The organism is Amycolatopsis kentuckyensis (genome assembly GCF_002155975.1).
Taxonomy (GTDB): Bacteria; Actinomycetota; Actinomycetes; order Mycobacteriales; family Pseudonocardiaceae; genus Amycolatopsis; species Amycolatopsis kentuckyensis.
The window spans coordinates 1-20647 of record NZ_MUMI01000077.1 but is presented as its reverse complement, the minus strand read 5'-3'; the positions used below and the strand labels follow the sequence as shown (position 1 = coordinate 20647).

Annotated in this window: 21 protein-coding genes and 1 pseudogene; 17 read left to right on the top strand and 5 right to left on the bottom strand. The window is 71.9% G+C overall.

The window, feature by feature from the left end:
* From CCN39_RS08520 to CCN39_RS08475, 10 genes are all read left to right on the top strand, one after another.
* Positions 1-666: SDR family NAD(P)-dependent oxidoreductase (locus CCN39_RS08520; RefSeq protein WP_143263984.1), on the top strand; the 666-nt coding region annotated here is incomplete at its 5' end.
* Between the two features lie 10 nt (positions 667-676).
* Positions 677-1816 (top strand): alpha/beta hydrolase family protein, encoded by a 1140-nt coding sequence (locus CCN39_RS08515; RefSeq protein ID WP_086840085.1) that lies wholly within the window; start codon positions 677-679, stop codon positions 1814-1816.
* Positions 1817-1986: 170 nt separating this feature from the next.
* Positions 1987-3309, top strand: a complete 1323-nt coding sequence (locus CCN39_RS08510) for an MSMEG_0569 family flavin-dependent oxidoreductase (protein ID WP_086840084.1) — start codon at positions 1987-1989, stop codon at positions 3307-3309.
* Entirely contained in the window at positions 3309-4145 is an 837-nt protein-coding gene (locus tag CCN39_RS08505; protein ID WP_086840082.1) for an amidohydrolase family protein, read from the top strand. The genes CCN39_RS08510 and CCN39_RS08505 overlap by 1 nt, the downstream gene beginning before the upstream one ends.
* Before the next feature lie 4 nt (positions 4146-4149).
* Positions 4150-4662: an MSMEG_0572/Sll0783 family nitrogen starvation response protein gene (locus CCN39_RS08500; protein WP_020638179.1), complete on the top strand. Its 513-nt coding sequence runs from the start codon at positions 4150-4152 to the stop codon at positions 4660-4662.
* Between the two features lie 8 nt (positions 4663-4670).
* Complete coding sequence (locus CCN39_RS08495) at positions 4671-5741, top strand: MSMEG_0568 family radical SAM protein (protein ID WP_086840080.1); 1071 nt, start codon at positions 4671-4673, stop codon at positions 5739-5741.
* A gap of 1 nt (position 5742) precedes the next feature.
* Complete coding sequence (locus CCN39_RS08490; protein WP_086840078.1) at positions 5743-7113, top strand: MSMEG_0567/sll0787 family protein; 1371 nt, start codon at positions 5743-5745, stop codon at positions 7111-7113.
* Positions 7110-7958 (top strand): carbon-nitrogen hydrolase family protein, encoded by an 849-nt coding sequence (locus CCN39_RS08485; RefSeq protein WP_086840077.1) that lies wholly within the window; start codon positions 7110-7112, stop codon positions 7956-7958. The genes CCN39_RS08490 and CCN39_RS08485 overlap by 4 nt, the downstream gene beginning before the upstream one ends.
* Entirely contained in the window at positions 7940-8770 is an 831-nt protein-coding gene (locus CCN39_RS08480) for a carbon-nitrogen hydrolase family protein (protein ID WP_086840075.1), read from the top strand. Before CCN39_RS08485 ends, CCN39_RS08480 begins: the two co-directional genes overlap by 19 nt.
* Positions 8770-9819 carry an MSMEG_0565 family glycosyltransferase gene (locus tag CCN39_RS08475; protein ID WP_086840073.1) on the top strand — a complete coding sequence of 350 codons (1050 nt, stop codon included), beginning with the start codon at positions 8770-8772 and terminating at the stop codon, positions 9817-9819. Before CCN39_RS08480 ends, CCN39_RS08475 begins: the two co-directional genes overlap by 1 nt.
* Positions 9820-10007: 188 nt before the next feature.
* Here CCN39_RS08475 and CCN39_RS49285 read toward each other — a convergent pair whose 3' ends face one another.
* From CCN39_RS49285 to CCN39_RS08455, 4 genes are all read right to left on the bottom strand, one after another.
* Positions 10008-10499 (bottom strand): hypothetical protein, encoded by a 492-nt coding sequence (locus CCN39_RS49285; protein WP_143263983.1) that lies wholly within the window; start codon positions 10497-10499, stop codon positions 10008-10010.
* A gap of 19 nt (positions 10500-10518) precedes the next feature.
* On the bottom strand, positions 10519-10992 hold the full coding sequence (locus tag CCN39_RS49280) for a hypothetical protein (RefSeq protein ID WP_143263982.1): 474 nt from the start codon (positions 10990-10992) through the stop codon (positions 10519-10521).
* A 43-nt stretch (positions 10993-11035) separates the two neighbouring features.
* Positions 11036-11500, bottom strand: coding sequence for a hypothetical protein (locus CCN39_RS08460; protein ID WP_086840067.1), 465 nt, complete (start codon positions 11498-11500; stop codon positions 11036-11038).
* Positions 11501-11723: 223 nt separating this feature from the next.
* On the bottom strand, positions 11724-13208 hold the full coding sequence (locus tag CCN39_RS08455; protein WP_086840065.1) for a helix-turn-helix domain-containing protein: 1485 nt from the start codon (positions 13206-13208) through the stop codon (positions 11724-11726).
* A 45-nt stretch (positions 13209-13253) separates the two neighbouring features.
* Between CCN39_RS08455 and CCN39_RS52765 the strand changes: the two genes are divergently transcribed.
* A complete protein-coding gene (locus CCN39_RS52765; RefSeq protein ID WP_341867697.1) occupies positions 13254-13631 on the top strand; it encodes an nSTAND1 domain-containing NTPase in 378 nt (125 codons plus the stop codon).
* 128 nt (positions 13632-13759) lie between these two features.
* Here the strand turns inward: CCN39_RS52765 and CCN39_RS08450 are convergent, their stop codons facing one another.
* The gene (locus tag CCN39_RS08450) at positions 13760-14686 is read right to left on the bottom strand and encodes an AraC family transcriptional regulator (protein ID WP_208630176.1); all 927 of its coding nucleotides are present in this window, start codon (positions 14684-14686) and stop codon (positions 13760-13762) included.
* Between the two features lie 105 nt (positions 14687-14791).
* Here CCN39_RS08450 and CCN39_RS08445 point away from each other — a divergent pair, with 105 nt between their 5' ends.
* The 6 genes and pseudogenes from CCN39_RS08445 to CCN39_RS51025 form a co-directional block, all read left to right on the top strand.
* A complete protein-coding gene (locus CCN39_RS08445; protein ID WP_086840061.1) occupies positions 14792-15715 on the top strand; it encodes an NADP-dependent oxidoreductase in 924 nt (307 codons plus the stop codon).
* Between the two features lie 584 nt (positions 15716-16299).
* Positions 16300-16983: a helix-turn-helix domain-containing protein gene (locus tag CCN39_RS08440; RefSeq protein ID WP_086840059.1), complete on the top strand. Its 684-nt coding sequence runs from the start codon at positions 16300-16302 to the stop codon at positions 16981-16983.
* Between the two features lie 461 nt (positions 16984-17444).
* Positions 17445-18284 (top strand): hypothetical protein, encoded by an 840-nt coding sequence (locus CCN39_RS08435; RefSeq protein ID WP_086840057.1) that lies wholly within the window; start codon positions 17445-17447, stop codon positions 18282-18284.
* 131 nt (positions 18285-18415) lie between these two features.
* Positions 18416-19249, top strand: coding sequence for a helix-turn-helix domain-containing protein (locus tag CCN39_RS08430; protein ID WP_244210667.1), 834 nt, complete (start codon positions 18416-18418; stop codon positions 19247-19249).
* Positions 19250-19462: 213 nt separating this feature from the next.
* A complete protein-coding gene (locus CCN39_RS08425; RefSeq protein ID WP_086840053.1) occupies positions 19463-20428 on the top strand; it encodes a PDR/VanB family oxidoreductase in 966 nt (321 codons plus the stop codon).
* 1 nt (position 20429) lies between these two features.
* Positions 20430-20647 (top strand): annotated as a pseudogene (locus CCN39_RS51025) (hypothetical protein); the annotation flags it as partial.

The following is a 20647-nucleotide window of genomic DNA, read 5'->3' as shown; positions in this document are numbered from 1 at the left end:
GCCCGGCGCCTGGCCGCGGACGGCGCCACGGTCATCGGCACCGGCCTCGCCGAAACCGCGGACCTGCCCGGCGTCGACTACCGGCCGCTCGACGTGACGGACTCCGCCGGCTGGGCCCGGCTCGTGGCCGGCCTGGACCGGGTCGACGGCCTGGTCGCGAACGCGGGCGTCACCTGGCGGGCCCGGCTCGACGAGCTGGAGCCGGCCGACCTGGCCCGCGTGCTGGACGTCAACGTGGGCGGCGTCCAGCGGGCGGTGCGGGCGGTCCTGCCGGTGATGCCGTCCGGCGGCTCGATCGTCGTGGTGGGCTCGGCCGCCGCGCTGACCGGCCATTACCCGGTCGCCTACACCGCGAGCAAGTGGGCGCTGCGCGGCTTCACCAGGGCGGCCTGCCTCGAACTGGGTGGGCGCGGCATCCGCGTCAACGCCGTGCACCCCGGGTACGTCGACACCCCGATGACCGCGTCGGCACCACCCGCGTTCCGTGCGGCGAACGTCGCCGAGACCCCGCTCGGGCGGACCGGGACCGCCGTCGAGGTCGCCGCGCTCGTGGCGTTCCTGCTCGGCGACGAGGCGTCCTACATCTCCGGTGCTGACATCCCCGTGGACGGCGGGATGACCGCGCACGGCGGCGTGAAGTCGATCAGCGAAGCAGCACGAACCTGAGAGGAACCCCGTGTTCGAGTACTTCCCCGGCAACTACGTCTGGAACCTCGGCGTCGTCGCCACCCTCAACAGCGGTGGCCTCATCGACGAGGTCGACCGTGCCTGCCGTCCCATCCGCGAGGCCGCCGCGCAGGGCGAGGACGCCGGCACTCCCGAGTTCCTGCGGGCGTGGACGGCACTGACCGACCAGCTCGTCGGCCAGGCCGAGGAGGCCGAGAAGGCCGGCCACACCCGCACGGCCGGGCAGCTCTACGCCCGCGCGACCAACTACCTGTGCCAGGCCGAACGCCTGCAAAGCGCGTCCGCGCCCGGCCGGCTCGACACCTACCGCCGTGTCCTGGAGCTGCAGCAGAAGGCCTTCGACCTGAAGGACCCCACCATCGCCCGCGTCGCGATCCCCTTCGAGGGCACGACGTTGCCCGCGTACTTCAGCTCGGCCGGGACGGGCTCACCGGTGATGATCATGTGGAACGGCTTGGACTCGACGAAGGAGCACATGTACTCCTCGGGGCATTGGGCGGAGCTGGCCGCCCGCGGTATCTCGTGCCTGATGGTGGACTGCCCGGGATCGGGGGAGGCGCTGCGCCTGCAGGGGCTCACCGCCCGCGTCGAGACGGAAGGCTGGGCGACGGCGTGCGTGGACTACCTCGAAACCCGCGACGACGTCGACGCCACCCGGATCGGGCTCGTCGGCTGGTCCCTGGGCGGTTACTACGCCCCGCGCGCGGCGGCGTTCGAGAAGCGCCTCGCGCTCGTGGTCGCCTGGGGCGCCAACCACGACTGGGGCGCGGTGCAACGCCGGCGCCTGGAACGCGAGGGCGAGCGTCCGGTGCCGCACTACTGGGAGCACGTGCTGTGGGTCTGGGGCCACGACGACCTCGAGACGTTCCCCGGATTCGCCGACGCGGTGCACCTCGACGGCGTCGTCGAGCACATCACGGTGCCGTTCCTGATCTGCCACGGCGAGAACGACCGCCAGATCCCGGTGGCCTACGCGCACCGGTCGTACGAACAGGCGGTCAGCAGCCCGAACCGCCACCTGCGGCTGTTCACCGCGGCGGAGGGCGCGACCGAGCACATCGGCCTCGACCACCTGCCTCACACCAGCACGTACATCGCCGACTGGGTCGCCGACGCCCTGGGGCAATAGCGGTGGGCCGGCGCGCAGCCGCAAGCCCGGGACCCGGTAGCCGGTCCCGGCCGCGGCGTGGCCCGATGTTAAGCGGCGCCGGGGAAAGTTGTCACCCGGCGAGGGTCTGGTAACACGCCGATGTTCCGGATGAAACCGTCCGGAAATGGTTCGCCGGTGCACTGATCGGCATGAACTTCGAGCTCGACGGCCTGCACCGGCCGGTGATCGTGGTCGGCGGCGGCCAGGCGGGACTGTCGATGTCCCACTGCCTGACCGCTGCCGGGGTCGGGCACGTGGTGCTCGAACGCGAGCGCGCGGGGCACGAATGGCGGACCCGCCGCTGGGACAGTTTCTGCCTGGTCACGCCGAACTGGCAATGCCGGCTGCCGGGTTTCCCCTACGCGGGCGATGATCCGGACGGGTTCATGGTCCGGGACGAGATCGTCGCCTACCTCGAGGCGTACGTGCGGGAATTCGACGTCCCGCTGCACGAGGGTGTCGAAGCGACGCGGCTGCGGCAGCTGCCCGGCGGCGGGTTCCGGCTCACGACGTCGGCCGGCGAGCTGACCGCCGACCACGTCGTGCTGGCCACCGGCCCGTACCAGGTGCCGCTGAAGCCGCGGCTGGCCGAGCGGCTGCCCGAGCACCTCGTCCAGCTGCATTCGGCCGAGTACCGCAACCCCGCCCAGCTGCCCGCCGGGGACGTCCTGGTCGTGGGCACCGGGCAGTCCGGCTGCCAGATCGCCGAAGACCTGCACCTGGCCGGGCGCCGCGTGCACCTCGCCGTCGGGTCGGCCCCGCGGGTGGCCCGGCGCTACCGCGGCCGCGACGTCGTCGCCTGGCTCGACCAGATGGGCTACTACGCCCGCGGGATCGACGAGTTCGCCGACGCGGACGCCGTGCGGTTCCGGGCCAACCACTACGTCACCGGCCGCGACGGCGGGCGCGACATCGACCTGCGCGCGTTCGCCGCGGACGGCATGCAGCTCTACGGCAGGCTCGACACTGTCCGAAGTGGACAGCTGAGCTTCGCGGACGACCTGCGCCGCAACCTCGACGCCGCCGACGCCGTGTCCGAAGGCATCAAGGACTCGATCGACGCCTTCATCGCGCAGCGCGGGATCGAGGCGCCGCGGGAACCGCGCTACCGGCCGGTGTGGGAGCCGCTGGACGGGCCGCGCACCCTCGACGGGGAAGCGCTTTCGGCCGTCGTCTGGAGCACCGGGTTCGGCCGCGACCACCGCTGGATCGACGTCCCGGTGTTCGACGGCAAGGGATATCCGACCCACCACCGCGGCGTCACCAGCTGTCCCGGGCTGTACTTCCTCGGCCTGCCGTGGCAGCACACCTGGGGCTCCGGCCGGTTCTGCGGCGTCGCCGCGGACGCGGAGTACCTGGCCCGCCGGATCACCGACGTCGGGCGGGGCGGCGACGTCCGGTGGCTCTCCGGTACCCCGGTGAGCACCTACCCGGCCGACGACGACTGGGTCGCGCCGCGGACGGTGGCGTGATGCGCTGGACCAACGACGCCCACCGGCACCTGGGTGTGCTGCCCGCGTATCCGTTCTACGGCGGCCCGCCGGTCGCGCCGGCGATCGGCAGCCGCGCGACGATCGGCGAACTGCTGTCCGATTTGGACCGTGAGGGCACCGAACGCGCGCTGGTGATCCCCAACTACGGCGTGCCGGACCCGGCGATCGCGTTCTCCTTCAACGAACTCTGCGTCGAAGCGGCGGGCGAGGACGACCGGATCAGCGCCGCGCTCTGGGTGTCCCCGCGCGCCGAAGACGCCGACCGGACCGAAGAAGCACTGAAGCTGGCTGGCGAAGATGGCGTACGGGCGCTGAAACTCAGCTTCCTGCTCGGCGGCCGGGCGTCCGATCCCGCCTGCACGCCGCAGCTGGACCGGATCTTCGCCACCGCCCGGGACCACGACCTCGTCGTGCACGTCCACACCTCGCCCGGCGCGGCGTCCGACATCGACGAGGTCGGCAAGCTCGTCGACACCTACGCCGACGACGTCAAGCTGCACCTCGTCCACTTCGGCGGCGGCATGAGCGGGCACATCAAGCTCGTCGGCGGCCGCTTCTTCGACTGGATCGCCGCCGGCAAGCAGGTCTACACCGACCTGTCGTGGGCGATCGGCTTCACCCCGCGCTGGCTCGTCCAGGAGATCTCACGCCGTGGCCTCGGCCACGACCGCGTGCTGTTCGCCTCCGACCAGCCGTGGGGCGATCACGAGGGCGAACTCGCGAAGCTGGCCGCCGCGGCCGGCGACGGCGAGCTCGCCGACCTGGTTTTCCGCGGCACGTTCGACGTGCTGTACGGACCGAAGAAAGGGAAATAGACCGATGGCAGAGCTGACCGAGACCGAGAAGACCAGCCTCGACGAGATCCCGCACCCGTCGCTGCCGCAGGGGTCCAACATCTACGGCGGGACCAAAGTCTTCCCGGACTACCAGGCCGAACCCGGCCAGAGCTACTTCACGCTCGTGCACGGCATCGCGCACGAGTCGTCGGTGAGCTTCGTCGCGATCCTGCAGGCCACCCGCGCACTGCGGAAGGGCTTCGAGGCCGCGATCTACTTCTACGGCCCGGGCTCGCTGAACTGCCTGGCCACCCGCGGCTTCCCGACCACCGGCAACGCCGCCTTCCCGGGCGAGCTGAACATCAACGACCAGCTCAAGACGTTCATCTCCGAGGGCGGCAAGGCCTACTGCTGCCGGTTCGGGCTGTCGCTGCACGGCGCCCGCGAGGAGGACCTCATCGAGGGCGTCATCCCGACGCACCCCCTGGACGTGCAGGACGCGCTGATCCACTACGCGCGCAAGGGCGCCATCATCAACTCCACCTACATGTTCTAGGAGCTGTAGTGCGCGTTGGCATCGAAGAGGATTTGGACATCCGCGCCGACATCGCCGTCCGCGGGGTGCGGGTGGACGCACCTGTGCAGCGCAGCAAGGGCGCCGGGCCGAGCGACGACGGCCACCTGGTCGTCGACGGTGCCAACGCGACGCTGCCGCTGAACGACGACAGCCCGTACGAGGTCCGCGACGGCCGGATCCACCGCGGCCGCGTCGACCTCGGCCTGAGCGTGACACCGGTGGCGCGGCCGCGGTTCTACGATCTGTCCACATCGGACGGAGTACCGTACCGGAAGATCGCGCTGCTGCACGGCAAGGACGTCCTCGCGACGACCGTCGTGCAAACCTGCATCCGGTACGCCGAGGACCAGCGCTGCCGGTTCTGCACCATCGAGGAGTCGCTGCGGGCGGGGTCCACCGTGGCCGCGAAGACGCCGCAGCAGCTCGCGGAGGTCGCCGAGGCGGCGGTGCGCCTCGACGGCGTCCGGCAGATGGTGATGACGACGGGGACGACGGCCGGACCGGACCGCGGGGCCCGGCACCTCGTCCGGTGCGTCCGGGCGGTGCTCGACGCCGTGCCGGGCCTGCCGATCCAGGTGCAGATCGAGCCGCCGGGCGACCTCGGCGTGCTCACCGAACTCCGTGCCACCGGGGCGACGTCGATCGGCATCCACGTCGAGTCGCTCGACGACGGCGTCCGGCGGCGCTGGATGCCGGGCAAGTCGACCGTGCCGCTGGCCGAGTACGAGGCCGCGTGGGCGGAGGCGGTCGGTGTGTTCGGCCGCAACCGCGTCTCGACCTACCTGCTGATCGGCCTCGGCGAAGACCCGGACGACCTGGTCGAGGGCGCCGGACGGCTGATCGGCATGGGCGTGTACCCGTTCGTCGTCCCGATGCGGCCGATGCTCGGCACCCTGGCCCGCCGCGACGGCGCCACCGCCCCTTCGCCATCGCTGGTCGCCGACGTCACCAGCCGGGTCGCGGCGCTGCTGCGAGCCGCCGGGATGACCGGGGCGGACCAGGGCGCGGGCTGCGCCGCGTGCGGCGCGTGCGGGCTGCTCAGCGCGGCGGGAGGCTGACGTGGACCACGACATCCTCGCGCTGCTCGGTGACGTCCGCAGCGTCGCCGCCCGCCCGGCGTTCCACGTCGAAGAAGCCGGCCACAGTGGACTCACGGCGTACCGCGCGTTGCGCCACGAGGCGTTCGTGGCGCGGCAGGGCCTGTTCACCGGGCACGACCTCGACGACCACGACACCGACCCGCGCACGATCGTGCTGGTCGCGCGGGACACCGCCGGAGACGTGCTCGGCGGGGTCCGGCTCGGCCCGGCCACCGACGGGCCCGACGTCGGGTGGTGGCGCGGCGGGCGCCTGGTCGTCGCGCCCGGCTCGCCGCCCGGGATCGGCTCGGCCCTGGTCCGCGCGGCCTGCGCCCGGGCCGAGGCCGAAGGCGCGCTGCGGTTCGAAGCGACCGTGCAGACCCGCACCGAGAAGCTGTTCACCCGGCTCGGCTGGCAGCGGGTACGGCCGGTGCCCGTGGCCGGCCGCGAGCACGTGCTGATGCGCTGGCCGATCGGCCGGATCGCCGCGCTGGCCCGGTCGACGAAGGCCGCGCTCGGCCCGCTGCTGCGAGGGCTGACCGGCGTGCCCGGCTTCGTCGGCGACGACGGTGTCCCGCTGCCCGGCACCGACGTCGTCGCGGCCTGCGACGCGATCATCCCGGCCATGGTCGAGCGCGACCCGGAGTGGGCGGGCTGGTGCTCGGTGCTGGTCAACCTCAACGACCTGGCCGCGATGGGCGCCACGCCGACGGGGTTGCTCGACGCGCTCGGCGCCCGGGACGCGTCGTTCGCCGCCCGTGTCCTCAGCGGGCTGCGGAAGGCGAGCGAGGCGTACGGCGTGCCGGTGCTCGGCGGGCACACGCAGTTCGGCGTCCCGGCATCGCTGTCGGTCACCGCGCTGGGCCGGACCACCGACCCGGTCCCCGGCGGCGGTGGACAACCCGGGCAGCGCGTCTGGCTCACCGCCGACCTCGGCGGCGGCTGGCGGCCCGGCTACACCGGGCGGCAGTGGGACTCGACGAGCTTCCGCCGCACGCCCGAACTGCGCGAGCTGCTCGGCTCGGTGGCGAAGGCGAGACCGGCCGCGGCCAAGGACGTCTCGATGGCCGGGATCGCGGGCACCCTCGGCATGCTGGCCGAGGCGTCGGGCTGCGGCGCGGTGCTCGACGTCGCGAAGGTGCCACGGCCGCGTGGAGCGTCCACAGGGGACTGGCTGACCTGCTTCCCGGGCTTCGCGATGCTGACCGCCGGCGCCCCGGCACCCGCCGGGCCGGCGGTCACCGCGGCCTGCGGCGAACTGGTCGCGGGCACCGGCGTCACGCTGCGCTGGCCCGACGGCGAACTGACGACCGCCATCGACGGCGGCGTCACCGGATTGGGGAACTCATGACGACACTGAGGATGGCCGCGGTCGCCGCGCCGTTCGACCGCGACCTCGAAGCCGACTTCGCCCGCATCGAGAAGCTGATCGGCGAGGCGAAGGCCGAAGGCGTCCGGCTGCTGGCCCTGCCGGAAGCGGCACTCGGCGGCTACCTGGCCAACCTCGACGGTGGCGCCGAGGGCCCGCCCGCGCTGGCCGCCGACGGCCCGGAGCTGAAGCGGCTGGCCGCACTGGCCGGCGACCTGGTGGTCACGGCGGGGTACTGCGAACTCGCCGGTGGCCGCCGCTACAACTCCGCGGTGTGCGTCAGCGGCGACGGCGTCCTCGGCCACCACCGCAAGGTCCACCAGCCCCTCTCCGAGAACGCCAGCTACGGCGCGGGACGGGAGTTCACCGCGTTCGACACGCCGGTCGGGCGGCTGGGCATGCTGATCTGCTACGACAAGGCGTTCCCGGAATCGGCGCGGGCCCTGGCCCTCGACGGCGCCGAGATCGTCGTCTGCATGAGCGCCTGGCCCGGCAGCCGGACCAACCCGGCCGCCGACCTCGCCGAAGACCGCTGGAAGCGCCGGTTCGACCTGTTCGACCAGGCCCGCGCGCTGGAGAACCAGATCGTCTGGCTTTCGGCCAACCAGTCCGGCACCTTCGGCGACCTGCGGTTCGTCGCGAGCGCCAAGGTCGTCGACCCGGGCGGCGAGATCCTCGCCGACACCGGCGTCGCCGAGGGCATGGCCGTCGCCGAACTCGATGTCGGGCAGGCACTGGCCACGGCCCGGCGGTCGATGGAACACCTGGCCGACCGACGGCCGGAGGCCTACGCGTTAGTGTCACGTGGATGGGGCAGATCCGCATAGGGGCCGTGGCCGCACACTTCGGCCGCGACCTCGACTTCGACCTCCAGCGCATCGCGACGCTGATCGACCACGCGCGCTCCTCCGGCGCCGCGCTGCTGGTGCTGCCGGACGCGGCCCTCGGCGGCTACCTCGCCGACCTGCGCCACCCGGACCCGGACGCGCTGCCACCGGCGCTCGACCCGGACTGCGCGGAGCTGAAGACCATCGCCTCGCTCGCCGCGGAGATGGTCGTCTGCGTGGGCTACTGCGAGGCCGACGGGCCACGGCGCTACAACGCCGCGGTCTGCGTCACCGGCGACGGCGTGCTCGGCCGGCACCGCAAGGTCCACCAGCCGCCGGGGGAGAGCATCGCCTACGAGGCGGGTGACCGCTTCGCCGCGTTCGACACGCCGGTCGGGCGGCTGGGCATGCTGATCGACTACGACAAGACGTTCCCCGAGTCGGCCCGGTCCCTCGCCATCGACGGCGCCGACATCGTCGCCTGCCTGAGCGCGTGGCCGACCAGCATCACCAACCGTGCGCCGCGGATGGCGCAGGATCGCCAGTCCCGCCTGTTCGACCTCTACGACCAGGCACGGGCGGCGGAGAACCAGGTCGTGCTCGTCTCGTCCAACCAGACCGGCGCGATGGGCGGAATGCGGTTCCTCGGCCAGGCCAAGGTCGTCGGACCCGGCGGCGAGATCCTCGCCCGCACCTGGTCGAAGGCCGGGATCGCGGTGGCCGAACTCGACGTCGGGCAGGAGCTCGCCAACGCCCGGCGCGTCCTGCACCACCTGGGGGAACGCAAACCGTCGGTGTACCGGGAGGCCTGATGCGCATCGCCCTGCTGAGCTACTCGACCAAACCCCGCGGCGGCGTCGTGCACACCCTCGCGCTGGCCGAGGCGCTGGCGGAACTCGGCGAGGACGTCACCGTGTGGACGCTGGGGCGCGGCGGCGACGCGGGGTTCTTCCGGCCGGTCGACCCGCGGGTCCGGCTGGCGATCGTCCCGTTCCCCGACGTCGCGGCCGAGACCGTCGGCGAGCGGATCCTGCGGTCGATCGCCGTGCTGCGAGCGGCGTTCACCCCCGGCGCCTACGACGTCGTGCACGCGCAGGACTGCATCAGCGCGAACGCCGTCGACCGCTGCGTCCGCACGATCCACCACCTCGACACCTTCACCACGCCCGAGCTGGCGGCCTGCCACGAACGCGCGATCGTCCGGCCGTACGCGCACATCTGCGTCTCGGCCTCGGTGGCGGCGGAGGTCCGCGACGGCTGGGGCATCGAGGCGGCGGTGATCCCCAACGGCGTCGACTACGACCGCTTCGCGACCGCCCCGCGCAACTCTTCGCGTGGGCGGTACGTGCTGACGGTGGGCGGGATCGAGCCGCGCAAGGGCTCGCTGGACCTGCTGGAGGCGTACGCCCGGCTGGCCGAGCCGGACCTCCGCCTGCTGATCGCCGGCGGCGAGACGCTCTTCGACTACCGCGACTACCGGACGCGCTGGGAGAAACGCGCCGCGGAGCTGGGTGTCTCGCCGGTGGTGCTGGGCCCGGTCGCGCACGACGAGCTGCCGTCCCTGGTGGCATCGGCGGCGGTGTTCGCTTTCCCGTCCACCAAGGAGGGCTTCGGACTCGCCGCGATGGAGGCCCTCGCCGCCGGGGTACCGGTGGTGACCCGCGACCTGCCCGTCCTGCGGGAGGTCTTCGGCGGCGCCGCCCGGTTCGCCGCCGACCCGCCCGGCTTCGCCCGCGAACTGCGAGCCGCACTCGACGGCACCGACCCCGCACCGGGGTGGGCACTGGCCCGGCGCTACACGTGGCCCGCGGCCGCCAACGCCCATCGGGACTTCTACCGGAGCCTGAGCGGCGGCGCCTGAGGGGCGGTAACGCATGGCGAGCACCGGTTCGCCGGCGAACACGAGCGCTTGAGGTAGCCGGTTGGCCTCGCCGAGCGGTTGTAGATCGCCGCTTCGGTTTGGTGCCAGTCGACCTCGAGAACCTGCTTGTGCTCCGGTCAGCTCTTCGAGGCGATCTTATGACCGCTGGCGTGCTTCGCGCGCTGCCGTCAGCACGGTATCATGTACCAATAGGGGTCCCAAGTGATGCGGATTCCGCGGATGTCGACGGTGAAGAACTTCCAGGATCCGTCCAATTTGCCCAAGCCGATATTCGGAACTCCCGGTTGGTTGTTGAAGATGGCGCCGTCTCCGACGAAGTTGGAGAGGGTTCGCTGGTCGCAGCGGTAGAGCACGAACACGGTGTGCTCGCCGTCGCCCTCGCCGGCCGCGACGCACAGACGACTGGGTGGACAATTGTGCAGGATGTCGTTGCGGCGGGCCGTGCTCAAATTCGGATGCCTGCTCTCCTGGCCGGAGTAGAATGGTGTCAGACTCGGAGCCCGGGCCATCAGTTCGGAAGCAGGTGCGGGTGAACGACCTGTTGGTTCCGCCGCCCGCGCTGTTGCGGCTGTCGTGGCGGACAAGACCAATAAAGCGGCGACAATGGCCAGTGTTCTTCTCAGTGTGACGGGCAACCTGTTTTGCGGGAACGTTGGCATCAAAACCTCACTGGTCTGATCAGATGCAGGGGTCCAGGAAGTATGCGGGCCCCCAGTCGTCGATGCGGACCGGGGCCTTGTTCGCGTCGATGGTCCGCATCAACGTGTGGTCTTGGTACAGGATGGCCGCTGTTTCGCCTGCCTGGTTGTTGGTGGCCGCGCCACGGCCGATGAAGTTCGAAAGGACGCGTTCGTTGCAGTAGTAGAGCACGTAAACCGTGTGCTGTCCGTCACCTTCGCCGTCGGCGATGCACAGGAACCCGCGCGGGCAATCGTTGAGCACGGCGTCCCGCGCATCCGTGGTCACGTTCGGGAAGTACAGTTCCTTCGGTCCTCCGTTCTTGCCCTTGGGCCAGAACGGACTCAGGGTGGGGGACCAGGCCCTTGGTGTGCCGGTGGCCGCGCCGGAGAAGTTCTGCTCCTGCGTTCCGGCTGCCTGTGCCGCAGGCGTGACGAACGCGGATACCGAAAGCAGGGCAACGAGTGCAGCCAAGACCCTCGGCGTGCTTGCTGTCCGATGCATGGTGACCAACCTTTCAGCAGGGTGTGATGTAGTAGATCGGCGTCCAGTACACGACGTGGTTGTGGAAGTCGTAGGCCACGGATTTCCACAGGGTTTTCTTGTTCTCGTCCTGGAACAGCGATACGGTGCCTTCCGTCTGGTTGTTTTCGAGTCCGCCGTAGCCGATCCAGTTGTGCAGCGCGTAGGTGCCGCAGTAGTAGTACTCGGCGGAGTCGAACCCGTTGTCGTACTTCCAGACGCAGAGCCAGTCCGGCGTGCATGCCTTGCGGACAGCGCTGCCCACGGTCAGGTACCCGCCCGGGATGCTGATCTTGTCCGCGGCCACCTGGTGGCTGCCCGGAATCTCGGCGAGGTAACGGTCGACGCGGTTTTGCAGCGGGCTGCCCGGATCGGCGTCAGCGGTCGCCGCGGTTCCGGCGAGCAAGGCACCGGCCGTGGCGGAAATGGTCAGCAGCAGGCGAATCGCACGTGAGTGCATGCAGCTCTCCTCGGATGTGGGTTCGGGCCGTGCCGGCACGGGGCGAGGTGGTGGATCAGACATCGCAGTGCCACCAACGGCAGAAGTCTTGTCTCCACCTGAAACCCCCGGTGCCCCTTATGGTGGATCTGTCCCGACGTTAGCGACGCGCCGCGCGGGTTGGCGAGTTCCGGAGTGCACAGCGAGACGGCGCAGCGGTTTCCTGGTGAACAGTGATGCCGGCCTACACCGCGCCGTGCGCCCGCATGGCCAGCCAGAGCTCGTGTTTGGCGCTGGGCGTGTGCAGCAGTGAGCGGCCGAGAGCCTGTTCGATCTTGGTCAGCCGCTTGCGGGCGGCCGGAGCGGAGATGCCGAGGGCCGCGGCGGTCGCGGAGATCCGGGTGTCGGCGCACAGCCAGGCGCGGACCGTGTCGAACCCGGCCCGCCGGCCTGCCTGCTCGAGGAGATCGAGCCGGGTTCGAGCCCAGGCTCGCGTCGCCGGGGCGGCCAGCAGCTCGTCCAGCGAAGGTGTCCGGGCCGCCTCCGGCGGCGTGGCCTGGCCGTGCCGGGCGGAGTGCAGCCGCAGTGCGAGCCAGGCAGCCGTCTGGTCGGCGACGCTGGTGAGGTCCAGGCCGAGGAGCTCGTCGAGGAGGTGGATGCGGGCGGCGAGGGTGTTGCGGTGGATCTTGAGGTGGCGGCTGGCTCCGCTGTCGAACGTCAGCCAGGAGTTCAGGGTGGCCAACAGCTCTTCGGCCCCGGGATCGGCGCGGCGCGCGGGGGTGTAGGACAGGCAGGGGGCCAGGAACCCGGCGGCCCAGGCGTGGCCGCGGGGGTCGTCGAACGGGGTGAGGTCGGTGTGCCGGTCGAAGCAGGCGTACCTGCCCGGCACGCCGCGGGCCACGGCGAGGGCGTGGAACGCTTGCTCGTAGCCGTTCGCGGTATCCCGCAGCGGCACCTCTTCGCTGACGCCGAGCCGGGATTCGTGGATCCTTTCGGTGATCAGGTGGTCCAGCTGTGCGGGGGACCCGGGGGCGGGGTGGTCACCGGCGGATGGCACGAGCGCGATCAGGTGACCGGCGCGGACGGGACAGGGCACGATCCACGCCCGGCTCGGTGCGAAACGGTCGATCTGCTCCGCGACCTGCCGGCGCCGGTGGGGCGGGCACTCCACGAGGTACACCCGGAGCAGTTCGGGGAGACGGGGCCCCAGCGTCGTGGCGATCCGCTGCGCCGCGGCCACGCTGCCGATCATGAGGAGGTGGAGCGCGGCCTCCCGGCTGTGCGCCATGGCCAGGTCGACGCGCTCGCGGTGGTGCTCGGCCCGCTCCAGCCGCCAGCACAGGCCGAGGAGGTGGGAGGCGTCGGCGAGCAGGGCGCCGTCCCGGCGGTCTCGGCGGCCGACGACCACCAGGTACGGAGCCGCGTCGCCGGCGGCCACCGGCGCGCGCACGGTGTCGAGACAGACGAGATCGATGATCCCCGACCGACCGTCGAGCACGGCCGACGGCGTCCCCCGCCGGTGCATGTCGGCCACCGCGGCGGTGGCCGCCTCCAAGAACGGTGGCCGGGGGCGGCGCCCTGCCGAAGGCGCGGCCACGGCACGGCCGTCGACGTCGAGCAGCGCCACCGTGCCGCCGGTGCGCCCGGCGAGCCAGTCGAGCATCGTCCGCACCGCGCCGGGTTCGGTGGACAACCGGACCAGCGCAAGAATGTCGTCCCCGCGACTCATGTCGACCTACCCCCTTCGGTCACACAGCATTGACTGTATCCGCAAATGCTCTGCACCGAAAGGACACCTGTGCTCGAATGCGTATTTCCGAAACGGCAATTCCCGGCTGTACGCGCGGCCTGCTCATCGGCACGACGAAAGTGCATTGTCGCAGTTCGCCGCCGGTCTGCGCGCCTTGAAAACGCGACCGGCATTCCGGACCACCGGGCGAACTGGTGCTCGGGGTCGACCGCCCAGGTCCTGGTCGGTCCGATGGGCTCGGACGAACGGCGCGAAGCGGTGGTCCGGCCGGCCGTCGCGGTCGACTCGGCTCTCGTGAGCAGGCTGGTCGCGGAGGCCGCCGGACGGCCTGCTGCTGTCCCGCACGTTGCGGAGACCTGGCTCCGGCGAAGTGGCATGCGCTTGATGCTCGAAGCGCCCTAACTGGCCGGGGAACTGTTCGACATCGGCGATCCGCTGCGGCCTGCGCTGAAGCTGGTGAGCGCCGGGCTGGGCGCGACCGCTCCGGCCCGGCGTGTCGACGAACCGGCCGCCGACCTCGGAGCTTCGGCTTACCCCGCCATCGCCTTGGACGTGCGCCAGCGGCCGGGTGGGGTGCCGTGGTGGCGCTTGAAGGCGGCGGCGAACGAGAATTCGGAAGCGTAGCCCAGGGAATGCGCGATCGCGGCCAGGCTTGCGTCGCCTTCGCGAAGCTGTTCGCGTGCCAATGCCATTCGCCAGTCGGCGATGTACGTCAGCGGGGCCACGCCGAGCAGCGAGGTGAACCGCCGCGCGAACGTTGCGCGTGACAGCGATGCCTCGCCGGCGAGGTCGGCGACCGTCCAGGCGCGGGCCGGGGCTTCGTGCACGGCACGCAACGCGGTTCCGACCGCCGGGTCGTGCATGGCGCGGAACCACGCCGGCGCGGCCTGCACGTCGGCGGTGAGCTGTTCGCGCAACGCCTGCACCAGGACGACGTCGAGCAGGCTGTCCAGCAACGCTTGCTGGCCCGGCGCGTCGCGGAGGATTTCGGCGGCGAACACGTCGAGGGTCGCGCGGAGGCTCGACCCGGCGCGCGGGCGCACCACGGTCAGGTCCGGCAGCCCGGCGAGCAGCCCGGCGCAGAGTTCGCCTTCGAAGGTGTACGCGCCGCAGAAGAACGTGGTGGGGTCGCCCGACTCGGCGCCGAACTTCATCCGCCGCGCCCCTCCCGCCGTGGTGGAGCAGCGCTCGTAGGCGAAGGGCACCACGTCGGCGCCCGGCGTGTGGGCCATGAACTGCCGGACCGGGCCGCGGATCAGCACGACGTCGCCGGGCAGCACCCGGCGGGACCGGCCGGGGTCGTCGGTCCACGCGAACGCCTCGCCGCCGAGGATGCCGTGGATCGCGAGCTTGGCGCCGGTGGGGAACTCGACACCCCACGGCCCGCGCGCCGTCGAGTGCGAGAACGCGGCGCCGCGAGCCCGCGAGCGCTGCAGCAGATCTGTCAGGACGTCCACGACATGAGACGATCGCATATTTTTTCGCGCGGATCCAGCATGGATCATGCCTCCCGGCTCCGGTTTGCTGGTTCTCGGAACAAGGACTCCGGAAGGAGGGGCGAGATGCCCCAGGCAGTGCGGTTCGACAACTACGGCGACATCGATGTGCTGGAGGTGCGGGAGGTGCCCAGGCCGGCACCGGCGGCCGGCGAGGTGCTGGTGCGCGTGCGGGCCGCCGGGATCAACCCGGGTGAGAACACGATCCGGATCGGCGCGCTCCACGAGCGCTGGCCCGCGACCTTCCCGTCCGGCGAGGGCAGCGACCTGGCCGGCGTGGTGGAAGAGGTCGGCTCCGGGGTGCGCACCTGGTCGGCCGGTGACGAGGTGATCGGCTGGGTGGACACCCGGGCCAGCCACGCCGAGCTGGTCGTCGTCCCCGCCGGGCAGCTCGTGCCGCGGGACCCGGCCGTGTCGTGGGAGGCCGGCGGTTCGCTGTTCGTCGCGGGCACCACCGCGCACGCGAACGTGCGGGCCGTCGGGGCCGGTCCGGGCGACACGATCGTCGTCGCGGGTGCCGCCGGCGGGGTCGGCTCGCTGACCGTCCAGCTGCTCCGTCTCGCCGGAGCCACCGTCATCGGGCTGGCAGGCGAGTCCAACCACGCTTGGCTGCGCGAGCACGGCGTGATCCCGGTGGCCTACGGCGACGGCGTGCTGGAGCGGATCCGCGAGGCGGCGACCGACGGCGTCGACGCGTTCGTCGACAACTTCGGGGACGGCTACCTCGACCTGGCGCTGGAACTCGGGGTGGCGAAGGACCGGATCAACACCATCATCGACTTCGCCGGCGCGGCACGGACCGGCGTCAAGGCCGAGGGCATGACCGGCTCCGCGACCGCCGAGGTGCTGACCGAGCTCGTGAAGCTGGTCGCGGCGGGCGATCTCGAGGTCCCGATCGCCGCCACCTACCCGCTCACCGAGGTCCGCCAGGCCTACCGCGACCTGATGCGCCGGCACTCGCGCGGCAAGATCGTGCTCATCCCCCAGTGAGTGCCGCACTTCGGGGGAATCGATCCGGAATGATCGGGGCGCCGAAGTCAAGGGAAGGACCGTCAGGCAAATAAGTGATTCACCCGTTCGGCCGGACAGGTGCTGGTGCTGTTAGCCTGACGTGCACGGACGGGGATTGCGCCGTTCGCTTCGCGCGGGCCGCGTGGCACCTATTTCCGGCAGGCCGGGGCCCGGTGCGGGCCACACCGGAGCGGATCGGCGGCTTTCCGGCGGCGGGGAGCTTCCCGTAATGAACTGTCAACGACGGCGTCATCTGTCCGTCATGTGATCCCGCACCATTGGCCGGACCACGTATTCCATTCCGCCATCCGGTCGTACCGGGAATGGTCCGGTCGCGACAGGGCACCCACGAAGGGAAAACCGTGCGCGCACCTTCGCCGCGAATCGGGGCCGCAACCGCACCGGGCGCCCCGGCCCGCCGTCGCCGGAGTCTTCGGCCGGCGGGCCGCGGTGTCCTGTGGAGACAGTCCGGGCGGAGCGGGGTGAGCAGCAGTCCGTCGGAACCGGAGGGGGTCGTGATGGTGGCGGTACAGCGGAATCCGGGCACCGGGGGCGCCCGGAGCATGCCCCCCGATGCGCTGGAGCGAGTGCGGCGGCAGGCCGTGGCCGCGGTCGAATCGGGGCTGTCGCAGACGCGGGTCGCGAGCATGCTGGGGGTGTCGAGGAAGTCGGTGGGGATCTGGGTGCGGGCCTACCAGTCCGGCGGCGAGCCGACGCTGCGGCCCCGGCCTCGCGGCCGCCGGACCGGTGAGCGGCTGGTCCTGTCCGCGGCCCAGCAGGGCAGGCTGGTCGAAATCCTGGCGGCCGGACCGCCCGACGAGGCCGGGCTGCCGTGGCTGGTGTGGACCCGGAAAGCGGTGGCCGAGCTGGTCGCGCGTGAATGCGGGGTGGTGCTCGCCGGGACGACGATCGACAAGTACCTGCTCCGGTGGGAACTGCTGGGGCACGACGGCCGGCCGCCCCGGCGGGCCGGCTGCCCACCCGGGACGCTGCTGGTGACCTGGACCCACCCGCGTCCGCCCGCGGGCCCGGGCGGGCTGCACGCACTGGTCGCGGTCAGCGGCCGCGGCGCGCTGCACTTCCTGGCCAGGACCACGCCGTTCACCGGCATCGCCGAGTTCCGGCACCGGCTGCGGATGCAGTGCGGCCGGGACGTCCGGCTGGTCCCGCACGACTGGCCCGCCGCCCACGCGGCGCTGCTCGACGACTGCGCGGCACCCGGCCGGGACGTCGAGCTCCCGGCCTGAACCCCGACGCACGGCGACCGCCGATCCGGATTCCGGATCGGCGGTTTTTTCTTGTCCATGACGTGTTACCCGGGCGTAAACAGTTTCCCGGGTTCGGGGAGTGCGTCCGGTGATGTCGCGGGAGAGAAGTTCCGCGTTTGCTTTGAAAGGGTTACACCTGCTCGGACCCGCGCCGATCGTGACCTCGTTCCTGCTGCTTCCGAAGTGTCCGGTATTTGCCTGTCGCACTCGATCCGCCGTTTCCGTCCTGAATGGACAGAGATCCGCATAAGCCCTGGTGAGAGCGTCGCGTGCGGGAACGCAACCTCTCCGCAATGAACCGTCCTGCCCGTTTTCGCCCTGCTGGTCAAGAAAGCCGTGAACCTGCCACGATGCCGTCGTCGGAGTTTTCCCAGCCTGGCACATCGGAACCGCGAATACCTGAGACCCGGCCAAGAGTCCGGCGTCCGAGGAGGCGACACGTGCGAACCACGCCAATTCTCACCGCAGGCGCGCTGACCCTCACCCTGCTGACCACCACACCCGCGCTCGCGGCGGAGCCCCCGGCGACGGTGGCCGGGTGCTCGGCCACGGTGACCGGGGTGCCGGGCGAGCAGGTGGCGCTGGCGCCCGCGTCGGTGACCGAACCCGTGGTGTCCGCGCTCGCCGGCCTGGACCCGCTGGGCCTGCTGACCGGGGTGTTCCGGTCGGCGTGGGCCGGCACGGCGCCGATCCCGGTGGGGACCGTTCCCGCCGGGCAGGCCGAGATCCCGGGCAGCCGGATCGCGGACGCGGTGATCGCGCGCCTCGGTGAGCTCCCCGTGCTCGCGCCGGTGCTCACCCCGCTGGTGTCCACGGTGCGCACTTCGCTCTCCTCGCTCTGCGGCATCGTCGTGCGCGGCCAGGTTCCGGGCGCTCCGCCGGATTCCCCGCGCCCGGCGCCCCCGGCACCCGGGCAGTCCGTGCCGCCCGGTGCGGCCGGCGGGTCACCGGACGGCGGCACCCCGATCGCGGGCCGGCAGTGGACGGTCGCGGCGGTGCCCGGCTCGACGCCGGACGGCGGCGCGGTGTTCGGCACGCCGATCCCGGGACAGCTGCCGGGGGCCGGGTTCCCGATGCCGGCCGGTTCGGGGATGCCGCAGGCGGCGGCCGGCGACGCGCCGGTGGTGACCGACGCCCGCCGGGTGGCCGGTTCGGCGGAGGCGCTGGCCGCGCCGCCGCGGGGTGATCAGCTCTCCTGGCCGGTCCTGGTGGCGATCCTGCTGCTCGCCGCGGTGGGTGCCCAGCTCGTGCGCAGGTGGGGCGGCCACCGCCCCCGCTGACCCGGCCGGCCGCGAAGCTGGAGTTACTCCCCGGTTACGGCGAGCTTCGCAGGAGGGACGAACGGTGACATCCCGTTCACGAAAGGAAGTTCCTCATGAACAGCGCACCTGTGATCATTCGGGACTTGACCGTGCCCGACCGTGATGCGCGCAGTCTCTCCGCGGACGCTCTCGAAGCACTCCGGCGGCGAGCGGTCGCGGCTGTCGAAGCGGGCGTGACGCGGGCGGAGGTCGCCCGCTTGTTCGGCGTCTCCCGCAAGACGGTCGGCGCCTGGGTCGCGGCTTACCAGCGCCAGGGCGACGAGGCGTTCCGGCCGCGGCGCCGGGGACGGCGGCCCGGCGAGCAGTTCGCGTTGTCGGCCACGCAGCAGGCGTGGGTCGTACGGACGATCGTGGCGGGGCTGCCCGAAGCGTGCGGGCTGCCGCAGCGGCTCTGGACCCGGCAGGCGATCTCCGAGCTGGTCCGCCGGGAGTTCGGCATCCTGGTCAGCTCGCCGACGGTGTCCCAGTACCTGACCCGCTGGGGGCTGGTCGAGGAGCGCCGGCTGCTCCAGATGCGGCGCGGCCGGATCCTCTCCAGCCGTCCCCGTGAACCGGGGCCGGGCGACGAAGGGAACGCGGACGCGGAAGTCTGCTGGCTCGCCTGGACGCGGCCGCACGCGCCGGCCGATCCGCGCCGCGGGCCGGTCGCCGGCAAGCAGAACCTGCTGACCGGATTCCGGGACCACTTCGGCAACGTGAACCTCCTGCTGGCCCTGTCCCAGCGCGGGATGGTGTTCTTCCAGGCGCAGCGCGGGCCGTTCGACGCACCGCAGGCGGACGGGTTCCTGACGCGGCTGGCCGGCCAGCTCGGCCGGGACCTCGACATCGTCGTCTGCGAGTGGCCGGTCCAGCACGACGAAATGCTGCGGGACTGGCCGCAACCCCGCCCCGGCCTGCGGTCGGTGCGCTTCGCGCTCGGCTGAGGCGATCCAGCGACAGAAATAGCCGTCTTGCGGCGACGGCGGAAACGAGTAGTATTTGACAGCAGAGCCGATCTGGGGTCCGGGAAAAAACTCACCGCCCCGGCTGCGCGCCGTGAAAACGGCGATACGCGGAATTTATTTCTCAGCCATGCTGCTGTTTCCGGCGCTGGTTTCACTTGTTCTGCGAACCGACGCGGACAATCCGGGAGAGCCATGACCGTCAACACCCTTCCTTCGGCCGACCTCGACCTCGAAGTGCTGCTGGCGCACAAGGAGACGATCGCCGACGGCGTCGTCCGGCTGGTGTTCCGCCACCCCGCCGGGGACCGGCTGCCACCGTGGGCTCCGGGCGCCCACGTGGACCTGGTGCTCCGCCCGGACCTCGTCCGCCAGTACTCCCTCTGCGGCGACCCCGGTGACCGCTCGGTGCTGGAAGTCGCCGTGCTGCGCGAGCGGGCCGGGCGCGGGGGATCCGCGTACGTGCACGACGCGCTGCTCCCGGGCGATCGGGTCCGGATCCGCGGTCCCCGCAACAACTTCCCGTTCGTCCGGGCCGAGCGGTACCTGTTCATCGCGGGCGGGATCGGCATCACCCCGCTCGTCCCGATGATCGCGGCGGCCGACGCGGGCGGCGCCGATTGGCGGCTGCTCTACGGCGGACGGTCCCGCACGTCGATGGCGTTCGCCGCGCGGCTGCGGGGGCGGTACGGCGACCGGGTGCTGGCGTGGCCGCGGGACGAAGAGGGGCTGCTCGACGTGCCGGGGGTGCTCGACACGGCGTACGACGGCACCGCGGTCTACTGCTGCGGGCCGGAACCGCTCCTCGCCGTGACCGAAGAAGCCTGCGCCGCGCGGCCGGATCTCACCCTGCACGTCGAACGCTTCTCGCCCCAGGAGAACACCGGCGCGGCGACCGGGTTCGACGTCGAGCTCGCGCGGTCGGGGCTGACCCTGACGGTGCCCGCCGACCGGTCGATCCTCGAAGTGGCCGAGGACGCCGGGGTGCCGGTGCTGTCGTCGTGTCGCGGAGGAACGTGCGGCACGTGCGAAACCCCGGTGCTCGACGGGGTGCCCGACCACCGCGACTCCGTGCTCACCGGCGAGGAGCGGGCGGCGAACGAGACGATGATGATCTGCGTGTCCCGCTCCTGCGGCCGGAAGCTGGTACTGGACCTCTGAAATGCCTGTGACGACGAAGAAACTCAGCAGCCTGGCGGCGGCCCTCCTGGCCGCCGCTTCCTGTGGCTGGGCACTGTGGACGGTGGCGGGGCACCTCGGCGACGTACCGCGGCCACCGGTGGCCGTGGTCGCCGCCCCGCGACCGGCGCCCCCGGCCACCACTCCGGCGGTCCCCACGTCCACGCCGGCCGGCCCGCCTCCCGCGTCGCCGGTCACGGC

What these genes read in the sequence shown, in the direction of transcription:
- CCN39_RS08480 (WP_086840075.1), top strand. Translation starts at nt 7,940, where the DNA reads ATGGGGCAGATCCGCATAGGGGCCGTGGCCGCACACTTCGGCCGCGAC.
- CCN39_RS08445 (WP_086840061.1), top strand. Translation starts at nt 14,792, where the DNA reads ATGCCCCAGGCAGTGCGGTTCGACAACTACGGCGACATCGATGTGCTG.
- CCN39_RS08460 (WP_086840067.1), bottom strand. Translation starts at nt 11,500, where the DNA reads ATGCACTCACGTGCGATTCGCCTGCTGCTGACCATTTCCGCCACGGCC.
- CCN39_RS52765 (WP_341867697.1), top strand. Translation starts at nt 13,254, where the DNA reads ATGCTCTGCACCGAAAGGACACCTGTGCTCGAATGCGTATTTCCGAAA.
- CCN39_RS08500 (WP_020638179.1), top strand. Translation starts at nt 4,150, where the DNA reads ATGGCAGAGCTGACCGAGACCGAGAAGACCAGCCTCGACGAGATCCCG.
- CCN39_RS08485 (WP_086840077.1), top strand. Translation starts at nt 7,110, where the DNA reads ATGACGACACTGAGGATGGCCGCGGTCGCCGCGCCGTTCGACCGCGAC.
- CCN39_RS49285 (WP_143263983.1), bottom strand. Translation starts at nt 10,499, where the DNA reads ATGCCAACGTTCCCGCAAAACAGGTTGCCCGTCACACTGAGAAGAACA.
- CCN39_RS08455 (WP_086840065.1), bottom strand. Translation starts at nt 13,208, where the DNA reads ATGAGTCGCGGGGACGACATTCTTGCGCTGGTCCGGTTGTCCACCGAA.
- CCN39_RS08505 (WP_086840082.1), top strand. Translation starts at nt 3,309, where the DNA reads ATGCGCTGGACCAACGACGCCCACCGGCACCTGGGTGTGCTGCCCGCG.
- CCN39_RS08425 (WP_086840053.1), top strand. Translation starts at nt 19,463, where the DNA reads ATGACCGTCAACACCCTTCCTTCGGCCGACCTCGACCTCGAAGTGCTG.
- CCN39_RS08510 (WP_086840084.1), top strand. Translation starts at nt 1,987, where the DNA reads ATGAACTTCGAGCTCGACGGCCTGCACCGGCCGGTGATCGTGGTCGGC.
- CCN39_RS08440 (WP_086840059.1), top strand. Translation starts at nt 16,300, where the DNA reads ATGCCCCCCGATGCGCTGGAGCGAGTGCGGCGGCAGGCCGTGGCCGCG.
- CCN39_RS08475 (WP_086840073.1), top strand. Translation starts at nt 8,770, where the DNA reads ATGCGCATCGCCCTGCTGAGCTACTCGACCAAACCCCGCGGCGGCGTC.